Source organism: Actinoplanes sp. NPDC049118 (genome assembly GCF_040648555.1).
Lineage (GTDB): Bacteria > Actinomycetota > Actinomycetes > Mycobacteriales > Micromonosporaceae > Actinoplanes.
Map to the genome: position 1 here is coordinate 362,635 of NZ_JBEZDY010000004.1, position 17,850 is coordinate 380,484.

Genomic DNA, 17,850 nt, shown 5'->3' on the forward strand with positions numbered 1-17,850 from the left:
CCGGGCTCCTAACGTGGTCCGTATGAGCGATTTCGACGCGGTGCTGGAGCGGCTGCTCACCGACCCGTCGTTCCAGGCGCACCTCGCCGCCGACGCGGCCGGTGCCCTGGCCGGCTACCGACTTGAGGCCGGCGAGGCCGAGCTGCTGCGGCAGCAGGTCAGCGCCGATCCCGGCGCGTCCGCGGCCGTGGTCGAGGACCGGGTGAGCAAGTCGAGCACGTTCGGGCTGTTCTCCTCGTTCGGTGACCTGAGCGGGGTGTCCGACACCTTCGGCAGCGGCATGGCCCGGCAGGGCCTCGGCCCCGCGCCGGAGGACGCCGGTCCCGGTGAGGTCCGGGACTCCCTGGGGGAGTGGTCGGAGTTCGGCAGCGCCGCCGGGCTCGCCGCGCGCGGCGCCGTCGAGCACCCGGCGGTCGAGGGCTTCGGTTCGGCGCCGGACGCCTGGGGCGCCGGCGGCGGCGAGATGACCGCGCGGTCCGGTTTCGGGTCGGCGCCCGGCCTAGACGGCGCTCCGGACCTCGAGGGCGTACCCGACCTGGACGAGCTGCCGGCCGTTTCCCGGCTCGGCGACGCGCCCCGCAGCGGCTTCGGCGACGCGTTCAAGGAGGTCGGCGAGGCGCTGGGCGGCGTCGGCGAGGGGCAGGCCGAGGCCGAGCACCTGGCACCGCCGAAGGGTTACGACAACCGGGTGGACGCCGACGGCGACGGTCGCCTGGACAAGGCGACCTATCGCGGCCGCGAGGGCGGCGGCGCGGAGATCCGGGTCGACCTGAACCGCGACGGCGAGGCCGACTTCGTCGGGGTGGACAAGGACCTCGACAACCGGGTCGACTACGCCGACTACGACAAGGACCACGACGGCGTCTTCGAGAAGCGCATGTACGACGACGACGGCGACGGCTGGCTGGACCGGACGGTCTTCCAGTAGCCGCGGCCCGGCTCTGGTATTGACGGCCGCCGAAGCCCACGATGATGGGCATGGTGGCGATCGCCGCGCGCGAGCTTACGAAGACCTTCGACGACGTCGTCGCGGTGGACCACGTCGATCTGGACGTGGCGCCCGGCGAGTTCATGGTGCTGCTCGGCCCGACGGGCTGCGGCAAGTCGACGCTGCTGCGCCTGCTCGCGGGGATCGAGGAGCCGACCTCGGGTGCCGTGCTGTTCGACGGCGTGCCGGTGACGGAGATCGACCCTCGCGACCGTGGCATCGCGATGGTCTTCCAGGACCACGCCCTCTACCCGCACCTGACCGTCGCCCAGAACATCGGCTTTCCGCTGCGCACGGTGCCGGTCCCGGCGGCGGACATCGGCCCGCGGGTCGCCGAGGCGGCCCGCAACGCCGGCGTCGGCGACCTGCTCAGCCGCTATCCGGAACACCTGTCGGGCGGCCAGCGGCAGCGGGTGGCGATGGCACGCGCGCTGGTGCGCAATCCCGCGGTCTTCCTGCTCGACGAGCCGCTGTCGAATGTGGATGCGGGTGCACGTTCGGCGTTGCGCGGCGAGATCGTGGCGCTGGTCCGGCGGCTCGGGGTCACCACGGTCTACGTGACGCACGACCAGATCGAGGCGATCAGCATGGCCGACCGGGTGGCGGTCCTGCGGTACGGCGTCCTGCAGCAGGTGGGCCCACCCGCCGAGGTGTACGCGGACCCGGACACCTTGTTCGTGGCGGCGTTCCTCGGCACCCCCCGCACCAGCCTGCTGGAGGCGGCCGTCTACGCCGACGGCTGCCGGGTGGTGCTTGACCTCGGCTCGCAGGTGTTGGAGCTGCCGGTGGGTGATCCGCGCACGGCCGTGCTGGCCGGCCACCACACCGAGCGGGTCACCGTGGCGCTGCGGGCACTCTCGCCCGGCTCGCAGGGCATGACGTTGCGGGGCACGGTGTGCGCGGTGGAGAACCTCGGGCACGAGTTGCTGGCGCACGTCGACGTCGGCGGGGTGCCGAGCCCGTGGATGCAGCCGCCGTCCGCCCGCGCCGCCGCGCCCGCGCCGAGCACCCCGTACGGCTTCTACCCGGCGTACGACGCGGTGGACCCGCCGCCGATGGGCGAGGTGATGGCCCGGATCTCGACGCCCGGCCGGGTCGTGCGGGGCGAGCGGATAGCCGTCGGGGTGGGGCTGGACGACCTGCTGCTCTTCGACCGCGGCGGCCGGCGGATCCGATTCGCCGCCCGGTAATTGTTGCCATCACTGGACAGAATCAGTTAACAGTCCTAATAATTGGCCAACTGTCGATATCCCGACGTGGAGGCCACCCCCATGCGCCGCTCACTGATCCTGGCCGTGTCCGCCGTCTTCGCGGCCGCCGGCTCCACCGTCTACATAGCCTCGTCCGCGAGCGCCGCCGCCGCCTGTTCCCCGGCGTGGAGCTCAACGGCGGTCTACGTCAAGGACAACCAGGCCTCGCAGAACGGCCACAACTACACCGCCAAGTGGTGGAACCAGAACGAGAGCCCGGCGACGCACAGCGGCCAGTGGGACGTCTGGATCGACAACGGCGCCTGCGGCGGCACCACCCCGCCCACCACCCCGCCGCCCACCACCACGCCGCCTCCCACCACCCCACCGCCCACCACGCCGCCACCGACCACCCCACCGCCGACCACCCCACCGCCCACCACGCAGCCGCCGGTGACGGGGCTGCCGAAGCACGCGCTCATCGGCTACCTGCACTCCAGCTTCGCCAACGGCTCGGGCTACCTGCGGATGGCCGACGTGCCGGCGGACTGGGACATCATCAACCTGGCCTTCGGCGAGCCGACCAGCGCGACCTCCGGTGACATCCGCTTCACCCTCTGCCCCGCGGCGGAATGCCCGGGCGTGGAGAGCGAGGCCGAGTTCATCGCCGCGATCAGGGCGAAGCGGGCGGCGGGCAAGAAGGTGCTGCTCTCGATCGGCGGCGCGAACGGCCAGGTCCAGCTGACCACGACCGCGGCACGCGACCGGTTCGTCACGTCGGTCGGTGCCATAATCGACAAGTTCGGGCTCGACGGCGTCGACATCGACTTCGAGGGCCACTCGCTGTCGCTCAACACGGGCGACACCGACTTCAAGAACCCGACCACCCCGGTGATCGTCAACCTCATCGCGGCGCTGCGCTCCCTGAAGTCCCGGTACGGCGCGAACTTCGTGCTGACCATGGCTCCGGAGACGTTCTTCGTCCAACTCGGATACCAGTACTACGGCTCGGGGCCGTGGGGCGGCCAGGACCCGCGCGCGGGCTCCTACCTCCCGGTCATCTACGCCATGCGCAACGACCTCACGGTCCTGCACGTCCAGGACTACAACTCGGGCTCGATCATGGGCCTGGACAACCAGTACCACAGCATGGGCGGCGCCGACTTCCACATCGCGATGACGGACATGATGCTCGCGGGCTTCCCGGTCGCGGGCAACACCGCCAACATGTTCCCGGCCCTGCGTGAGGACCAGATCGCCTTCGGCGCGCCGTCGTCGGTGAGCGCCGGCAACGGTTACGTGGCACCGGCGGGCGTCCAGCAGGCGGTGAACTGCCTGGTCAAGGGCGTGAACTGCGGCGGCTACACGGTGCGCAGCGGCACCAACCCGAGCTTCCGCGGCCTGATGACCTGGTCGATCAACTGGGACAGGTTCTACAGCTGGGAGTTCAGGAACAGCCACGAGCCGTTCCTCAACGGCCTGGGCTGACCGCCGCGACCGTCCACGCCGGCGGGCCCGCCTGGTGGCGGGCCCGCGCGGCCCGGCGGGGACGGCGTTCACGCCGTGACACGATGAGCGCATGGATGGGCCGGTTGCGTTCGTGCTTGGCGGGGGTGGCGTGCTCGGCGCCGTGCAGGTGGGCATGTTGCGTGCCCTGTTCCGGGCCGGCTATCGACCCGACGTCGTGATCGGCACGTCCATCGGCGCGGTGAACGGTGCGCTGGTCGCCGCCGACCCGTCCGAGGCCGTCACCGGCCGGCTCGTCCGGCTCTGGTCCTCGCCCGAGGCGGCGGAGGTCTACGGCGATTCGCTGGCCCGGCAGCTGCGGCGTTTCGCCGCGCGGACCCACCTGCATTCGCCGTTGCCGTTGCGCCGCCTGCTCACCTCGGAGCTGGGTGAGCACTGCGACTTCGCCGACCTCAAGGTGCCCTTCCGCTGCTGCGCCGCCAGCATCGAGCGCGCCGCCGAGCACTGGTTCGACAGCGGTCCGCTGGTCGATGCCGTTCTCGCCTCGTCGTCCGTGCCGGGGCTGCTGCCGCCCATGGAGATCTCCGGCGAGCACTTCGTGGACGGGGGGATCGTCAATTCGATCCCGATCAGCGAGGCTGTGCGGGTGGGTGCCAAGCAGATCTTCGTGCTCCAGGTCGGGCGGATCGAGCGACCCCTGGCGGTGCCCAAGCGGCCGTGGGAGGTGGCGCAGGTGGCGTTCGAGATCGCTCGGCGACATCGGTTCGCGCGGGATGTTGCGTCGCTGCCCGACGATGTACGGGTGCATGTGCTACCGACCGGGGGCGGCGAGAGCCGCGACGACTCGCCGTGGGCCTACCGGGACATGGCGGCCGCCGGCCGGCGGATCAGCCGGGCCTATACCGCGTCGCGTCGCTACCTGGCCGCCAACGTGACCGCCCGGCCCGACGGCGTCTGATGCTGCCGCCGGTCTGGGTCCGACGGCTGGTGATCGCCCCGCTGGTCGTGGTGCTCGCCGTCCTGATGCTCACGACGATGCCGGTCTGGTTGCTTCTGGCGCTCGCGGTGTCGCCGCTTGTGCCGGGGCGTCTGCGGGTGCCGCGGCTGGCATTTCTGGCGATGGTCTACCTGGTGTGGGACGCGGCCGCGCTCGTCTGCCTCGCCGCGCTGTGGTTCGCGTCCGGGTTCGGGTGGAAGATTCGCAGCGCGGCGTTCCAGCGTGCGCACTATGTGCTGACCGGCCGGTTCCTCGGCGTGTTGTTCTGGCTGGCGAAGTGGTCTCTGCACCTGAGCGTCGACATCGTCGGCACCGACCCGGACACCGGCATGCCGGGCCGGCCGGAGATCGTGGTGAGCCGGCATGCCGGGCCCGGCGACTCGTTCATCCTGATCCACGGGCTGGTCAACTGGTTCGACCGGGAGCCGCGGATCGTGCTGAAGGCGGCGCTGCAGTGGGATCCGGCGGTCGACATCCTGCTCAACCGGCTCCCCAACAGGTTCATCTCGCCCGGACACACCCATACCCGCTCCCTGGAGCAGGAGATCAGCGAACTGGCCACGGGCCTGGACGACAACGACGCGTTCGTGATCTTTCCGGAGGGCGGCAACTTCACCCCGCGCCGGCGGATCCGAGCGATCGCGTTCCTGCGGTCCCGGGGCATGGAGGACATCGCGGTACGGGCGGAGGGCCTGCGCAACGTGCTGCCGCCGAAGCCCACGGGGCTGTTCACGGCGATCGACGCCGCGCCGGACGCCGGGGTCATCTTCTGTGCGCACACCGGGCTGGACCGGATGGTCACGGTCGGCGACGTGTGGCGCGAGCTGCCGATGGACAAGCAGCTGGTGATGCGGTTCTGGAGCGTACCGCCGGAGGAGATACCGGCCGGCGAGGAGGAGCGCGTGCTCTGGCTCTACGACTGGTGGGCGCGCATCGACGCCTGGATCGAGGAGAACAAGCCGCGGTCCCGGCCGCTCGGCTCCGACTGGATCACACGGCGCCGGGTGGCTCCCTGAGAGAACCACCCGGCGTTCGACTCCAGCGCGGCGGTCAGCCGCCCAGGCTGGTGTACAGGCTGTCCGGCGCCTCGGTGATCTGTCCCGCGGCGGGCTTCTTCGCGTCGACCTTGACGCCGTAGTCGGTGTACAGCACCTCGAGCGGCGGGGTCTGCCGGCCGTTCACCGCCGGGAGCTGGATCGTCAGCGCCGACAACCGGCCCTGGTCGTCGAGGCCCGCCGTGAACGGCACGTCCTGCGCCTGCGCGCCCCAGGTGTCGATCATCTTTTGGTCCACGCCCGCGACGCCGGCGGCCTTCGACAGGTCCAGGGTGCCCCGGTAGCTGCGCGAGTCGAGCTTCTGGACGTCGGTGGTGGTGTTCAGCAGCCGGGCCGTGTCGGCCGGGTCGATCTGGCCGGGGCGCAGGCCGACGTCGGCGCCCTCGGGCAGGCGGGACACGTCGACGTGGGTCCACGTGCCGGCCTTGGTGATGCCGCCGACCTGGAGGTAGAGGTCCTGGTCCACGAGCAGGGTCTTGATGTTGATCTCGGTGTTCGGCCCGGTCGCGGTGAGGTCGGCGGTGCCGACGCCGTTCGGGGCGTCCATCAGGGCGTTCAGCTTGAAGCCGGGCCCGGAGGTCATGGTGACCCTGAAGCTGGTGGTGCCGAGTGCGGCGGTGGCGGAGGCCAGTTCGGCCGCGGCGGCCGGGTCGGCGGGTCCCGCGCTGCCGGAGGCGCTGGGTGTGGCTGCCGCCGAAGCGCCGCCGCCCGGGGTGGCGTCGTTCGCAGCCGAGCAGCCGCTCGCCGCGATGGCGACCGCGGCGATCGTTGCGAGGCCGGCGAGTCGTGGCGTCCGCATGTCGGTCCTTCCTTGCCCTGCCGGTCGTCCGGGGGTGACGACGGTCGACAGGTGCAGTGCCCGATGCGGCTGCCGTGCAAACGGACACCGGGCCGGACGGGCGGGAGCCCGTCCGGCCCGGCCGGCGATCAGGCTTGGATCAGACCCGAGAGCTCCTTCGGCAGCTCGGCGACCTGTGCGGCCGGCGGCGCCTCGACCGAGACCGGCGTACCGAAGTCCGAGTACCTGGTCTTGACCTTGCCGGCGCCCGCGCCGAGCGCGCTCATGTCCAGGGTGAGCTCGGTGAGCCGGTCCTGGTCGTCCGTCTTCGCCGTGAACGGCATCTCGCCCGCCTTGGTGCCGAGCGCCTTCAGGCTCTTGTTGTACTGCGGCATCCTGGTCGGGTCGAGCAGGCCCTTGAAGCCGTGCTCACCGACCCGTTCGACCTTGGTCATCGCGGCGATCATCGCCTTGGTGCCCGCGGGGTCGGCCTTCGGCAGGATGTTGAAGCTGCTGCCCTCGGTGATCTTCGTCGCGTCGACGTGCATCCACGGCTTGCCGCTGCCGCCGCCCAGCGACTTCCCGATCGAGCCGCCGAACTTCATGTAGACGTCCTGGCCCACCTTGCGAAGCTCGACCTTGGTGCCGTCGCCGAGGGCGCCCATGTCCATCGACATCTCCGCGACGCCCGCCTTCGGGTCCGCCACGCCGGTCATGCTGATCGCGCCGGCCATGTCCATGTCGATGCGCATGCTCTGCTCGCCCAGGCGCTTGGCGGCCGCCGCGAGTGCGGCCGCGGGGTCGAGTTCGTCGGCGGCCGCCTCGGCGGCCCTGCCCGCCGCGGGAGCGCCGGTGCCCGACCTCGCCTTATCGTCGTTCGGGCCGCACCCGGCCAGGCCGAGTGCGGTCACCAGGGTGAGCCCGGCGATCGCCAACCGTCGATTAATCATGTGTGTTCCTCCCCGTCGTCCCCCATGTTTCGGCGCCCAAGATAGCGAAGGGGTGCGACATCGGGGTCCGGGCCGCCACGGCCGGGCGGCGCCCGGGCACTAAGGTTGAGTCATGGCTGACCTGCTCGACGCCGATTCCGTACGCAGTGCCGTGGCCGTCCTCGACGGCTGGGAGGGCGGCACCGACGCGATCGTGCGCACCGTGGGCCTACGCAGTTTTCCCGCGGCGATAGCGGTGGTCGACCGGGTCGCGAAGGTTGCGGAAGAGATGGACCACCACCCGGACATCGACATCCGCTGGCGCACCCTGACCTTTCGTTGCGTCACGCATTCGGCCGGGGGCGTCACGACGCGCGACATCGCCCTCGCCAACCGCATCGACCGGATCCTCGCCGACGCGTCCTGAAGCGCCCTGATTCGCGGCGCACCGGGACCAGACGGCATGATGGCCGGAGGTAGCCGCATGCGCACGTTCAGGGAGGCCCCGTGAGATTCGAGGTCAGCAAGGTCCTCGACGCCATCGAGGCCCGGCTCACCACCGACCCGGCCCTCGCCCGCGCCGTGGTCGACCTCTCCGAGATCGTGCGCTACGCCGACCTCGACGGCGGGCGCCCGGCCAGCATGCTGCGGCTGGGCCTGGTCATCGACGCGCTGGGCCGGCATGTCTCCGAGGAGAACGTGCCGGTGTACGCGGTGGTCCCGCGCGGCCTGCTCTCCGACGCCGACCTGACCTCGAACGAGCGCATGGTGGTCCGGCGCTGGGCGGACGACGGCGTGGTCGAGGTGGTGCCCCAGCTCGACGACCGGGTCCTCGAGGTGGCCGAGCTGCTCGGGCTGCCCGTGCTGACCCGCAACCGCGCCGAACAGTTCCGGGACCGCCGTCCGTGGGTCGAGGAGCCGGGCCGGCTTCTCGCGGCGGTCTCCGGCGCGGCCGGCCCGGTGCTGGTGGCCCGCGTCGGCCGCGGTGAGATCCCGGCCGTCGGCGAGCCGTCCCCGATGGGGCAGAAGCTGCTCGCCCGGGTCTGGAGCTGCCCCGAGTCGAACTGCAACGCCTTCGACTCCGGCGGCGACCCGGACAGCCCGTTCGCCGACATGCGCAAGGTCACCGCTCCGGTCGCGCAGCCGCCGCCGTCGCTGCGCTCCGGTGCGCCGACCTGCCCGCGGCACGGCACGCGCCTGCGTGACGCCGGTGCGCGGCCGGCGGTCGAGGTGCTCTCGGTACGCATCGACGGCGTGGTGCGCCAGCGCTTCGTGGTGTCTGAGGACAAGCCGGTCGTGGTGGGCCGCGCCCCCGAGGGCGGCGGCATCATGCTCGGCCAGTGGCTCACCGAGGACGCCCGGAAGTGGATCAGCCGCGGCCACGTGCGCCTGAGCCTGCGGGGCGGAGAGCTGACGGCACAGGACGTGAGCACCAACGGTACGGGGATCCGCCCGGGCGGCTCCCTGGACGACGACCAGCGGGTCACCCTGAACCGTGACGAGACCCGCGCCCTGGCGGCGAACGACGTGGTGGAGCTCTACGGGGGCGTCAACGTGGGACGCGCCAAGCTGTGGTCGACGGGCGGCGTGACGCAGCCGTCGTCGGTCATGGCGGAGGCTCCGACGATGGCCATCCGCAAGTTCGAGCGTTAAGGGGGGAGGCGGCGCGCCGCCTCCCCCCTTAATCGGCCCTACGCCAGGATCGCGGCGAGCTGGGCCACCGCGTGGTCCAGGTCCTGCTCGGTGACGACCAGCGGCGGTGCCAGCCGGATCGTCGAGCCGTGTGTGTCCTTGGCCAGCACCCCGCGCGCGGCGAGCCGCTCGACGACCTGCCGGCCGGTCATCAGCGCCGGGTCGATGTCGACCCCGGCCCAGAGGCCGCGCCCGCGCACGGCGAGCACGCCCTTGCCGACCAGCGCGTTCAGGCCCTCGTGCAGCCGGGCGCCCAGTCGCGCGGAGCGCTCCTGGAACTCGCCGGTCGCCAGCAGCCGGACCACCGCGGCGCCGACCGCGCAGGCCAGCGGGTTGCCGCCGAAGGTGGAGCCGTGCTCGCCGGGCTTGAGCACGCCGAGCACGTCGCGGTTCGCCGCCACGGCCGACACCGGCACGATGCCGCCGCCGAGCGCCTTGCCGAGCAGGTACATGTCCGGGACGACCGCTTCGTGCTCGATCGCGAACGTCTTGCCGGTCCGGCCCAGGCCGGACTGGATCTCGTCGGCGATGAACAGCACGTTGGAGTCGTCGCACAGCTTGCGCACGCCGGCGAAGTAACCCGCCGGCGGCACCAGCACGCCGGCCTCGCCCTGGATCGGCTCGAGCAGCACGGCCACCGTGTTCGGGGTGATCGCGCCGGCCAGCGCCGCCAGGTCGCCGTACGGGACGATCCGGAAGCCCGGGGTGTACGGCCCGAAGTCGTCGCGCGCGTCGGTGTCCGTGGAGAAGCTGATGATCGTCGTCGTGCGGCCGTGGAAGTTGCCGTCCGCGACGATGATCTCCGCCTGCCCGTCGGGCACGCCCTTGACCTGGTAGCCCCACTTGCGGGCGACCTTGATGCCGGTCTCGACGGCCTCGGCGCCGGTGTTCATCGGCAGCACGAGGTCCTTGCCGCAGAGCTCGGCCAGCCCGCGGCAGAAGTCGGCGAACTGGTCGTGCACGAACGCGCGGCTGGTCAGCGTGAGGCGGTCCAGCTGGGCGTGCGCCGCGTTGATCAGCTCGGGGTGCCGGTGTCCGAAGTTCAGCGCCGAGTAGCCGGCGAGAAAGTCGAGGTAGCGGCGGCCGTCGACGTCGGTGACCCAGGCACCCTCGGCGTCGGCGATGACCACCGGCAGCGGGTGATAGTTGTGTGCGGTCCAGCGCTCGGCGTCGGCCAGCGCGGCGGGCGTCCGCAGGTCAAGGTCGGTCACGATCGAACCTCCAGGGTGCAGCACTTCGGTCCGCCGCCGGCCTTGCGCAGCTCGGACACGTCGACGCCGACGGTTTCGTAACCGCGCTCGCGCAGGGCGGCGGCCAGCGCGGTGGCCTGCACCGGCAGGACCACGGTACGTCCGTCGCTGACGGCGTTGAGGCCCAGCACCTCGGCGTCGGCCGGGGTGGCGATGACCGCGTCGGGGAAGAGCCGGCGCAGGACGGCCTGCGAGCCCGGCGAGAAGGCGGACGGCAGGTAGGCGACGTTGCGCTCGTCCAGCACGCACAGCGCGGTGTCGAGGTGGTAGTAGGCGGGGTCGACCAGCTGGAGCGTGATCACCGGGCGGCCGAAGACCTCCTGGGTCTGCGCGTGCGCGGCGTGCGCGGTGCGGAAGCCGGTGCCGGCCAGCAGCACGTCGCCGGCGAGCAGGATGTCGCCCTCGCCCTCGTTCGTGTGCTTCGACTCGAACACCTGGAATCCGGCGCCCGCGAACCAGGCGGCGTACGCCGGGGCCTCGTCGGCCCGCTCGGCGTCGCGGAACTGCACGGCGAGCACCTTGCCGTCGACGACGGTCGCGCCGTTCGCGGCGAAGACCATGTCGGGCAGGCCCGGCAGGGGATCGATCAGGTCGACGGTGTGGCCCAGGTCGAGGAAGGTCTGGCGCAGGTTCTCCCACTGGCTGACGGCCAGGGCGTTGTCGTAGGGCGCCGTCGGATCCATCCACGGATTGATCCGGTACGTGACGGCGAAGTGCGTGGGCCGGCACATGAGGTAGCGGCGCGGAGTGGCGGTGGGCGTCATGACGGCAACGCTATGCGCGAAGTGCCTGCGTACGCCCTATAACAACCATGCGCGCAGCGGCGGATCGTTGCGTGATCAGAGCCCTCCGCGGAGATTCGTTGCATGGGCGGCGGGGGCGGCGAACCGCCACCCCCGCACAGCCTTGCGGCCCCGCTCAGGGGCCGCTTTCCGGCGAACCGCCGAAGACGCCGGGGCGGGGCGGCCGCGAGGCCGCCCCGGTTCCGGATTCACCGGCGACGCATCGCCGCCGGCGAAGATCAAATGCCCGTCAGAAGCGGTTCACAAACTGTGCGTCGAGCCACTCCCGGACGCTCGTCACCGGCTGCATGTCGGTGCCGAGCCAGGAGAGCGAGCCGGTCAGGGCGAAGACGCCGACGACGATCGCGCCGAGCGAGAGGGCCATGCCGATCAGCGCGTCTGTCTTGCCGGCGATGTGCCGCTTGCCGGTCGCGGAGATGCCGCCGAGCGAGAGGACCAGGCCGAGCACGGCCAGGCCGATGCCGTACCCCAGGAGCGGCCCGGAGAGCACGAGCAGGGCGGCGGCGACGCTGACGATCAGCCCGAGTGTGGCGAGCAGGCTCGCCCGCGGCTTCGGGCCGGCGACGACGGGCCGCTGCTCGATCGTCTTCTCGTCGGAGGAGTCGACGGGCCGCTGCACGGGCCCGCGCGCGGGCGCCCGCAGGTCGCGGCTGTTGAGATCGGGGTCGGTCGTGCGCTGGTCGACCAGGGTCTGTTCCTCGGCCGGGCGGCGGCGCTCGACGACCGTCGCAGGCGCGGCGGGCGGCGGCTTCACGGTCGGGGGATCGGTGCGCGGACGCACCGCATCGGTGGCGCCGGTGCCGCCGGTGGCCACGGCGGGGCGATCGGTGGTGTCGGACTGGCGGGAGAACGTCGGGAGTTTCACGTCAGCACCTCCTCAGATCTTCGGGGATGCCCGTGGCTATACCCCCAAAGCCCGAAGGTGACACAACGCGGCGCGACGGGCGCCCGGAACCTCCGGGCGCCCGTCGCGGAAACGCCTCAGACCAGGGCGGACGTCGCGGACACGTCGGCGGCCTTGGCGATCACGTGGTCGACGATGCCGTAGTCCTTCGCCTCCTGGGCGGTGAACCAACGGTCACGGTCGGAGTCGGTCCCGATCTCCTCCGGGGTGTGCCCCGTGTGGAAGGCGATCCGCTCATTCATGACCTTCTTGATGTGCAGCATGCTCTCGGCCTGGATGGCGATGTCGGCGGCGGTGCCGCCGATGCCGCCGGAGAGCTGGTGCATCATCACCCGTGCGTGTGGCAGCGCGTACCGCTTGCCGGGGGTGCCGGCGCAGAGCAGGAACTGCCCCATCGAGGCCGCCATGCCCATCGCGATGGTGGCGACGTCGTTCTTGATGTACTGCATCGTGTCGTAAACGGCCATGCCCGCGCTGATGGAACCACCCGGCGAGTTGATGTAAAGGGCGATGTCCTTCTCGCTGTCGGCCGAGGCCAGCACCAGCAGCTGTGCGCAGATGCGGTTGGTCACCTCGTCGTTGACCTCGCTGCCGAGGAAGATGATGCGCTCCCGGAGCAGCCGCTCGAAGACCTGGTCGTCAAACGATGCGCCACCGGCCCGCATCGCGATCTCGTCAACACTCATGGACCCACCCTCTCGCACCAGCCGGGCGCGTGGTGCACCCACCCGGCATTCGACCTATACACCTTCCCCGGTAGGAGCCGGGGAACCCAGCGATTCTCCTCAGGGCGAAAGCCCGGCTAGGGTTCTCGGGTGCCAGAGGGACACACCATTCATCGGCTCGCCGCGCGGCACCGGGCGCTCTTCGCCGGTCGCACGGTCGAGGTCGCCAGCCCGCAGGGGCGGTTCGCCGCCGGGGCCGCCCGGATCGACGGGCGGACCCTGATCGACACCGAGGCGTACGGCAAGCATCTGCTGCATCACTTCGACGGAGCGGCGACGCTGCACGTCCACCTGGGGCTCTATGGCAAGTTCGCCGACGGCGAGCTGCCCGTGCCGGCCCCGGTCGGGCAGGTGCGGATGCGGATGGCCGACGAGCGGCACTGGCTCGAACTGCGCGGCCCGACCACCTGCGAGGTGCTCGATCCCGGCCTGGTCGCCGCGCTGCGCGCGCGCCTGGGCCAGGACCCGCTGCGTGACGACGCCGACCCCCGGATCACGTACGCCCGGATCGCCGCGGCCACCAGGCCGCTCTTCGCCCTGCTGATGGATCAGGCCATCGTCGCCGGGTGCGGCCTCATCTACGCCAACGAGGTGCTCTTCCGGGCCGGCCTCCCGCCGACCATGCCGGGCAGCGCGATCGGTGCCCAGCGCTGGGACGAGCTCTGGAACGACCTGCGCGCCCTCATGAAGGAGGGTGTCCTCCATGGTCGGATCGACACCGTCCACACCGAGCACACGCCCGAGGCCATGCGGCGGGCGCCGCGGGTCGACCGGCACGGCGGCGAGGTCTACGTCTACCGCCGTCCCGGTCAGCCGTGCCTGGTCTGCGGTACCCCGATCGCTCGGGGGCCGCTCGCCGGACGCAACCTCTACTGGTGTCCCGCCTGTCAGGCCTCAGGAGACGTCTGACGCGGGAGCGTCCGCGGCCGGGGCCTCGGCGGCGGGCTGTTCGGCCGGCGGCTTCGGCTCGGACGGTAGGCCCAGTTCGAACCTGTCGACCAGCCACGGCAGCAGCTCGTCGTAGGCGCGGATGGTGTCCGGCTGGTTGAAGTCGTGCGACAGCACGATCGAGCCCGGCCGGACCTCCTTCTGCACGCTCTTGATGATCTTATCGGTGTGTGACGCGTCGTCCTCGTTCTCGAGGTGCTCCCAGTCGCGGGGGTCGACCTCCCAGTAGAGCGAGGTCATGCCGTCCGCGTACGCCGTCTCGACAAGCGCGTCGGTGAAATTGCCGCCGGGGGCGCGGAAGAACGGGATCGCCGCACCCGGCACCGCCGCGCGGATGGCGTCGTTGGTGCGCCGCAGGTCGGCGTGGATCTTCGCCGGCTTGTCCTTGCCGATCCTCAGGCTGTGGTCCCACGTGTGGTTGCACAGCGTGTGCCCGGCGACGGCGATCTGCCGGACGATGTCCGGGTGCCTGCGGACCTGGTCGCCGACCAGGCAGAACGTCGCCTTGACCCGATATTTCGCGAGCAGCTCGAGGATCTTCGGGGTCTGCACCGGGTCGGGACCGTCGTCGAAGGTGAGCGCGACGGCGGCCGTGCCGGTGGTGCGCAGCGACTTGGCCGGGCCGTCGCCGTCCGGAACCACGATCGCCGGTGCGTCGGACGCCGCGGTGGCCGACGGCTTCGCGGGGGCGGGCTGCTCGCCCGCGGGCCCGGCGGGCGCCGGCGAGGTGGGCCCGGCGGGCGCACCGGCCCGCTCGGGTGCGGCCGTCTCGCCGGCCGGCTTCTCCTTCTTCTTCGGCGCCTTCGGCGCCGTGACGACCGCCTGGCCGGCCGCGTTCACCGGGTTGATGTCGACGCCGCCGCCCTGCTGCATCGGCACGACGACAAGCATCAGTCCGATCGCGACCAGGGAGGCGAGTAGCGCCTGCTGCCGCCGCCGGCCGACGAGCAGCCAGGACTCGATCGGCAGGGTGCCGGGGGCGCGGTGCGTGCCGGCGACGGGCCGGCGGCCGCTGTCCGCAAGGGCCCAGTCGCGGACCGCGCCGGCCGCGTCCCGGACGACGGGCAGCGGGCGCACGGTGATGGCCAGCGGGTCGGTGGCCTTGGCGTGCCGGCCGCGCGGCGCGCCGCCGGTCGAGCGCCGCGGCGCCGCGTTCGCGGACCGGGCGGCGCCGCCGACGCCGGCACCGCGCGGGGTCAGCGCAAGGGCGACCCGCCGTCCGCCGGCGATCCGGACCGATGCGGGAGGCCGCAACACGGTGGGGTCGGCCAGCGATTCGGGCCGTCGGTGCCGTCCGCTGGCGGTCTCGCCCTCGAGGACCTGGACGTGCGGGAAACCGCCGGTCGTCGCGGTGAGCGCGTCGCCACTACGGGCGCGCGTCGCCGGTCGGGCCGCGTGCCGCGGTCCGGATTTCGGCGCCGAGCGGGAGGGTGGGTGCGGCGGCATTCGTCATGCCTACCGGTTTACAAGATCGAAGACGATACCACATTCGTGATCATCATGTGACCGGAAGTAATCAGTGCCGCTCAGGGCGTTGCGTGCAGAGCGGATTGATGACGACACATCGGACGATAAGCATCAGCCCGCGGCGTGTACCGCCTCCGTGGCCTTGCGCGCCGCGATCAGCACCGGATCCCAGACGGGTGAGAACGGCGGCGCGTAGCTCAGGTCCAAAGCGGTCATCTCCTCCACCGGCATCCTGTTCCAGATCGCGATCGCCAGTGCATCGATGCGCTTTCCGGCCTCCTCGCGGCCGACGATCTGCGCGCCGAGCAGGACGCCGGTCCGCCGTTCGGCGATCAGCTTTATCACCATCGGGGCGGCGCCGGGGTAGTAGCCCGCGCGGCTGGTCGACTCCACCGCGGCGGTGACGTACTCGAAGCCCGCCTCGGCCGCCTCGGACTCCGTGAGCCCGGTGCGGGCCACCTCGAGATCGCAGACCTTGGTCACCGCGGTGCCGATCACGCCGGGGAAGGTCGCGTACCCGCCGCCGATGTTGATGCCCGCGACGCGGCCCTGCTTGTTCGCGTGGGTGCCGAGCGCGATGTGCACCGGACGGCCGGTGACCCGGTGCACGGTCTGCACGCAGTCGCCGGCGGCCCAGAGCCCGTCGATGTGCCCCTCCGGCCCGACGACCCGCATCCGCAGGTCGGTGCGCAGCCCGCCGGTCACCCCGACCGGGATGCCGGACTCCACGGCGAGCGCCGTGTTCGGGCGTACCCCCAGGCCCAGGACCACGATGTCGGCCGGCAGCGCGCCGTCCGGGGTGACCACCGCCGACACCCGGCCGTTCGCCGTCTCCAGGCCCCGCACCTCCGTCTTCACCCGGACCTCGATGCCCAGCCCGCGGATCGCCTCGCCGACCCGCTCGCCCATGTCCTCGTCGACCGTGGACATCGGCTGCGGCGCCCGCTCCAGCAGCGTCACGTCGAGTCCGCGCCGGACCAGCGCCTCGGCCATCTCGACACCGACGTATCCGCCGCCGATGACGACCGCCCGGCGCGGCCGCGGATCGCGATCGAGCCAGGTGTGCACGGCCGTGCCGTCGTCGAGGGTCTGCACGCCGAAGACGCCGCCGCCGTCGACCCGCGCCCAGCCGGGCGTCACGGGTACGGCGCCGGCCGCGTACACGAGCTGGTCGAAGCCCTCCCGGAGCTCGCCGCCGCCCTCGAGGTCCCGCGCGGTCACCTCGCGCCGCCGCATGTCGATCCCGACCACCTCGTGCCGCGTCCGGACGTCGATGCCCGCCTCGCGGAACGCCTCCGGCCCCCGGGCGATCAGCGAGTCGAGGTCCCGGACGACCCCGCCGATCCAGTACGGGATGCCGCACGCCGAGTACGAGGTGAAGTTGCCCCGCTCGAACGCGACGATCTCCAGGTCGCCGGGGCCCATCCGCTTGCGGGCCTGCGAGGCGGCGGACATCCCGGCCGCGTCGCCGCCGACGACGACGAGCTTCACCGCTCGCCCCTGGTGGCGGCCGCGAGCCAGTCGACCACGTCCGCGACCGTGCCCTGCCGCGACAGCCGGGCACGCTGGCGGGCGGCGCCGGTTCCCCGCGAACGCAGGCCGCTCAGCAGCGCGGAGGACATCTCGAGGTCGCCGTGGCGCTCCAGCTCCGGGCTCACGTACTCGAAGAGCTGGCGCATCAGCCGCCACGCCGGCCGGGTCTGCCGGGTGGCCATGTCGATGTTGAGCCCCTCGAGCCCGTCGTGCGCGGCCCGCCAGTGCGCGGCCATCAGCAGCGGATGCGGCACGTTCGACGCCGGCCTGCCGTCGCGTACCTCGCGCAGCAGCGTCGAGACCAGGCCGCGGGCGAGCGCGGCCAGCAGCATCGCGTCGTCGACGGTGGGGCAGACGTCGCCCATCCGGATCTCGACGGTCGGGTAGTTCGCCGACAGCCGGGCGTACCAGTAGAGCATTCCCTTGTCGAGCATCGCGCCGCTCGCCACGAGGTCCGAGACCAGCGTCTCGTACTGCTCGTGCGACTCCAGGTACGGCGTCGGGCCGACCGTCGGCCAGCGCTCCCACAGCATCGAACGCCAGCTCGCGTACCCGGTGTCGTGGCCGCCGGAGAGCGGCGAGTTCGCGGTCGCGGCCTGGAAGATCGGCAGCCACGGCCGCAGGTGGTTGAGGATCTGTACGCCCGTCTCCGGGTCGGGGACGCTGACGTGCACGTGCATGCCGTTCAGGCCGGCGCCGGGGGAGAGGTCGCCGAAGTGTTCGCGCATCCGGTGGTAGCGCGGGACGTCGACGATCCGCGCCCGCGACCCCGCCGCCGGGGCGGCCCCGACGGCGACCAGGCGGACGCCGGCCCGTTCGGCGGCGCCGGCGAGCCCGGCCCGCAGCCGCGTCATCGAGTCGGCGAGGTCGCTCAGCTCGAGCTGCGGCGGGCTGGCCGACTCGATCTGACTGCGCATGTACTCGTGCTGCACCGAGTCGCGGATGTCCTCGGTGAGCTGTGCGAACACCTCGTCGACCGCCTCCGCGGTCCGCGGCTCGTCGGCGTTCACGAGCAGGTATTCCTCCTCGACGCCGAGCGTGAGTAGGTCCTGCGCCTCCGCCTCGCCAGCCATCTCCTCGGAGATCGTCGTCGCCATTGCCGCGCCCTCCGAAGCTGCCATGCC

Annotated in this window: 17 protein-coding genes; 8 read left to right on the forward strand and 9 right to left on the reverse strand. The window is 72.0% G+C overall.

All coding sequences use genetic code 11. The annotated features are described in order from the left end of the window. The first annotated feature begins 22 nt into the window (after positions 1-22). The 5 genes from AB0B58_RS08560 (at position 23) to AB0B58_RS08580 (ending at position 5,658) form a co-directional block, all read left to right on the forward strand. Positions 23-928, forward strand: coding sequence for a hypothetical protein (locus tag AB0B58_RS08560; RefSeq protein WP_360219663.1), 906 nt, complete (start codon positions 23-25; stop codon positions 926-928). 50 nt (positions 929-978) lie between these two features. Beyond that, positions 979-2,178 carry an ABC transporter ATP-binding protein gene (locus AB0B58_RS08565; RefSeq protein WP_360219666.1) on the forward strand — a complete coding sequence of 400 codons (1,200 nt, stop codon included), beginning with the start codon at positions 979-981 and terminating at the stop codon, positions 2,176-2,178. Between the two features lie 81 nt (positions 2,179-2,259). Further along, positions 2,260-3,666 carry a glycosyl hydrolase family 18 protein gene (locus AB0B58_RS08570; RefSeq protein ID WP_360219669.1) on the forward strand — a complete coding sequence of 469 codons (1,407 nt, stop codon included), beginning with the start codon at positions 2,260-2,262 and terminating at the stop codon, positions 3,664-3,666. Between the two features lie 91 nt (positions 3,667-3,757). Further along, entirely contained in the window at positions 3,758-4,603 is an 846-nt protein-coding gene (locus AB0B58_RS08575) for a patatin-like phospholipase family protein (RefSeq protein WP_360219672.1), read from the forward strand. After that, positions 4,600-5,658 (forward strand): 1-acyl-sn-glycerol-3-phosphate acyltransferase, encoded by a 1,059-nt coding sequence (locus AB0B58_RS08580; RefSeq protein WP_360219922.1) that lies wholly within the window; start codon positions 4,600-4,602, stop codon positions 5,656-5,658. Before AB0B58_RS08575 ends, AB0B58_RS08580 begins: the two co-directional genes overlap by 4 nt. Positions 5,659-5,692: 34 nt before the next feature. Here the strand turns inward: AB0B58_RS08580 and AB0B58_RS08585 are convergent, their stop codons facing one another. Together AB0B58_RS08585 and AB0B58_RS08590 are read right to left on the reverse strand one after the other, a co-directional pair. Further along, positions 5,693-6,496, reverse strand: a complete 804-nt coding sequence (locus tag AB0B58_RS08585; protein WP_360219675.1) for a hypothetical protein — start codon at positions 6,494-6,496, stop codon at positions 5,693-5,695. 128 nt (positions 6,497-6,624) lie between these two features. Beyond that, on the reverse strand, positions 6,625-7,425 hold the full coding sequence (locus tag AB0B58_RS08590; protein WP_360219678.1) for a hypothetical protein: 801 nt from the start codon (positions 7,423-7,425) through the stop codon (positions 6,625-6,627). A gap of 112 nt (positions 7,426-7,537) precedes the next feature. On the opposite strand from AB0B58_RS08590, the gene AB0B58_RS08595 reads away from it, so the two are divergent. Beyond that, positions 7,538-7,831 (forward strand): 4a-hydroxytetrahydrobiopterin dehydratase, encoded by a 294-nt coding sequence (locus AB0B58_RS08595; RefSeq protein WP_184989650.1) that lies wholly within the window; start codon positions 7,538-7,540, stop codon positions 7,829-7,831. Positions 7,832-7,911: 80 nt separating this feature from the next. Further along, a complete protein-coding gene (locus AB0B58_RS08600; protein ID WP_360219681.1) occupies positions 7,912-9,057 on the forward strand; it encodes an FHA domain-containing protein in 1,146 nt (381 codons plus the stop codon). A gap of 38 nt (positions 9,058-9,095) precedes the next feature. On the opposite strand, the gene rocD is transcribed toward AB0B58_RS08600, so the two are convergent. The 4 genes from rocD to AB0B58_RS08620 form a co-directional block, all read right to left on the reverse strand. Next, the gene (gene rocD, locus AB0B58_RS08605; RefSeq protein ID WP_360219925.1) at positions 9,096-10,310 is read right to left on the reverse strand and encodes an ornithine--oxo-acid transaminase; all 1,215 of its coding nucleotides are present in this window, start codon (positions 10,308-10,310) and stop codon (positions 9,096-9,098) included. Then, positions 10,304-11,110, reverse strand: a complete 807-nt coding sequence (gene ddaH, locus AB0B58_RS08610; RefSeq protein ID WP_360219684.1) for a dimethylargininase — start codon at positions 11,108-11,110, stop codon at positions 10,304-10,306. The genes rocD and ddaH overlap by 7 nt, the downstream gene beginning before the upstream one ends. Before the next feature lie 268 nt (positions 11,111-11,378). Then, entirely contained in the window at positions 11,379-12,014 is a 636-nt protein-coding gene (locus AB0B58_RS08615; protein ID WP_360219687.1) for a hypothetical protein, read from the reverse strand. Between the two features lie 116 nt (positions 12,015-12,130). Continuing rightward, positions 12,131-12,739, reverse strand: a complete 609-nt coding sequence (locus AB0B58_RS08620; protein WP_360219690.1) for an ATP-dependent Clp protease proteolytic subunit — start codon at positions 12,737-12,739, stop codon at positions 12,131-12,133. 129 nt (positions 12,740-12,868) lie between these two features. Here AB0B58_RS08620 and AB0B58_RS08625 point away from each other — a divergent pair, with 129 nt between their 5' ends. Next, complete coding sequence (locus tag AB0B58_RS08625; RefSeq protein ID WP_360219693.1) at positions 12,869-13,687, forward strand: DNA-formamidopyrimidine glycosylase family protein; 819 nt, start codon at positions 12,869-12,871, stop codon at positions 13,685-13,687. On the opposite strand, the gene AB0B58_RS08630 is transcribed toward AB0B58_RS08625, so the two are convergent. From AB0B58_RS08630 to AB0B58_RS08640, 3 genes are all read right to left on the reverse strand, one after another. Further along, the gene (locus tag AB0B58_RS08630) at positions 13,673-15,172 is read right to left on the reverse strand and encodes a polysaccharide deacetylase family protein (RefSeq protein WP_360219696.1); all 1,500 of its coding nucleotides are present in this window, start codon (positions 15,170-15,172) and stop codon (positions 13,673-13,675) included. The two genes, AB0B58_RS08625 and AB0B58_RS08630, sit on opposite strands and share 15 nt — an antisense overlap. 132 nt (positions 15,173-15,304) lie before the next feature. Beyond that, on the reverse strand, positions 15,305-16,684 hold the full coding sequence (locus AB0B58_RS08635) for an FAD-dependent oxidoreductase (RefSeq protein WP_360219699.1): 1,380 nt from the start codon (positions 16,682-16,684) through the stop codon (positions 15,305-15,307). Continuing rightward, the gene (locus tag AB0B58_RS08640) at positions 16,681-17,847 is read right to left on the reverse strand and encodes a glutamate--cysteine ligase (protein WP_360219707.1); all 1,167 of its coding nucleotides are present in this window, start codon (positions 17,845-17,847) and stop codon (positions 16,681-16,683) included. The genes AB0B58_RS08635 and AB0B58_RS08640 overlap by 4 nt, the downstream gene beginning before the upstream one ends. Positions 17,848-17,850: the final 3 nt, after the last annotated feature.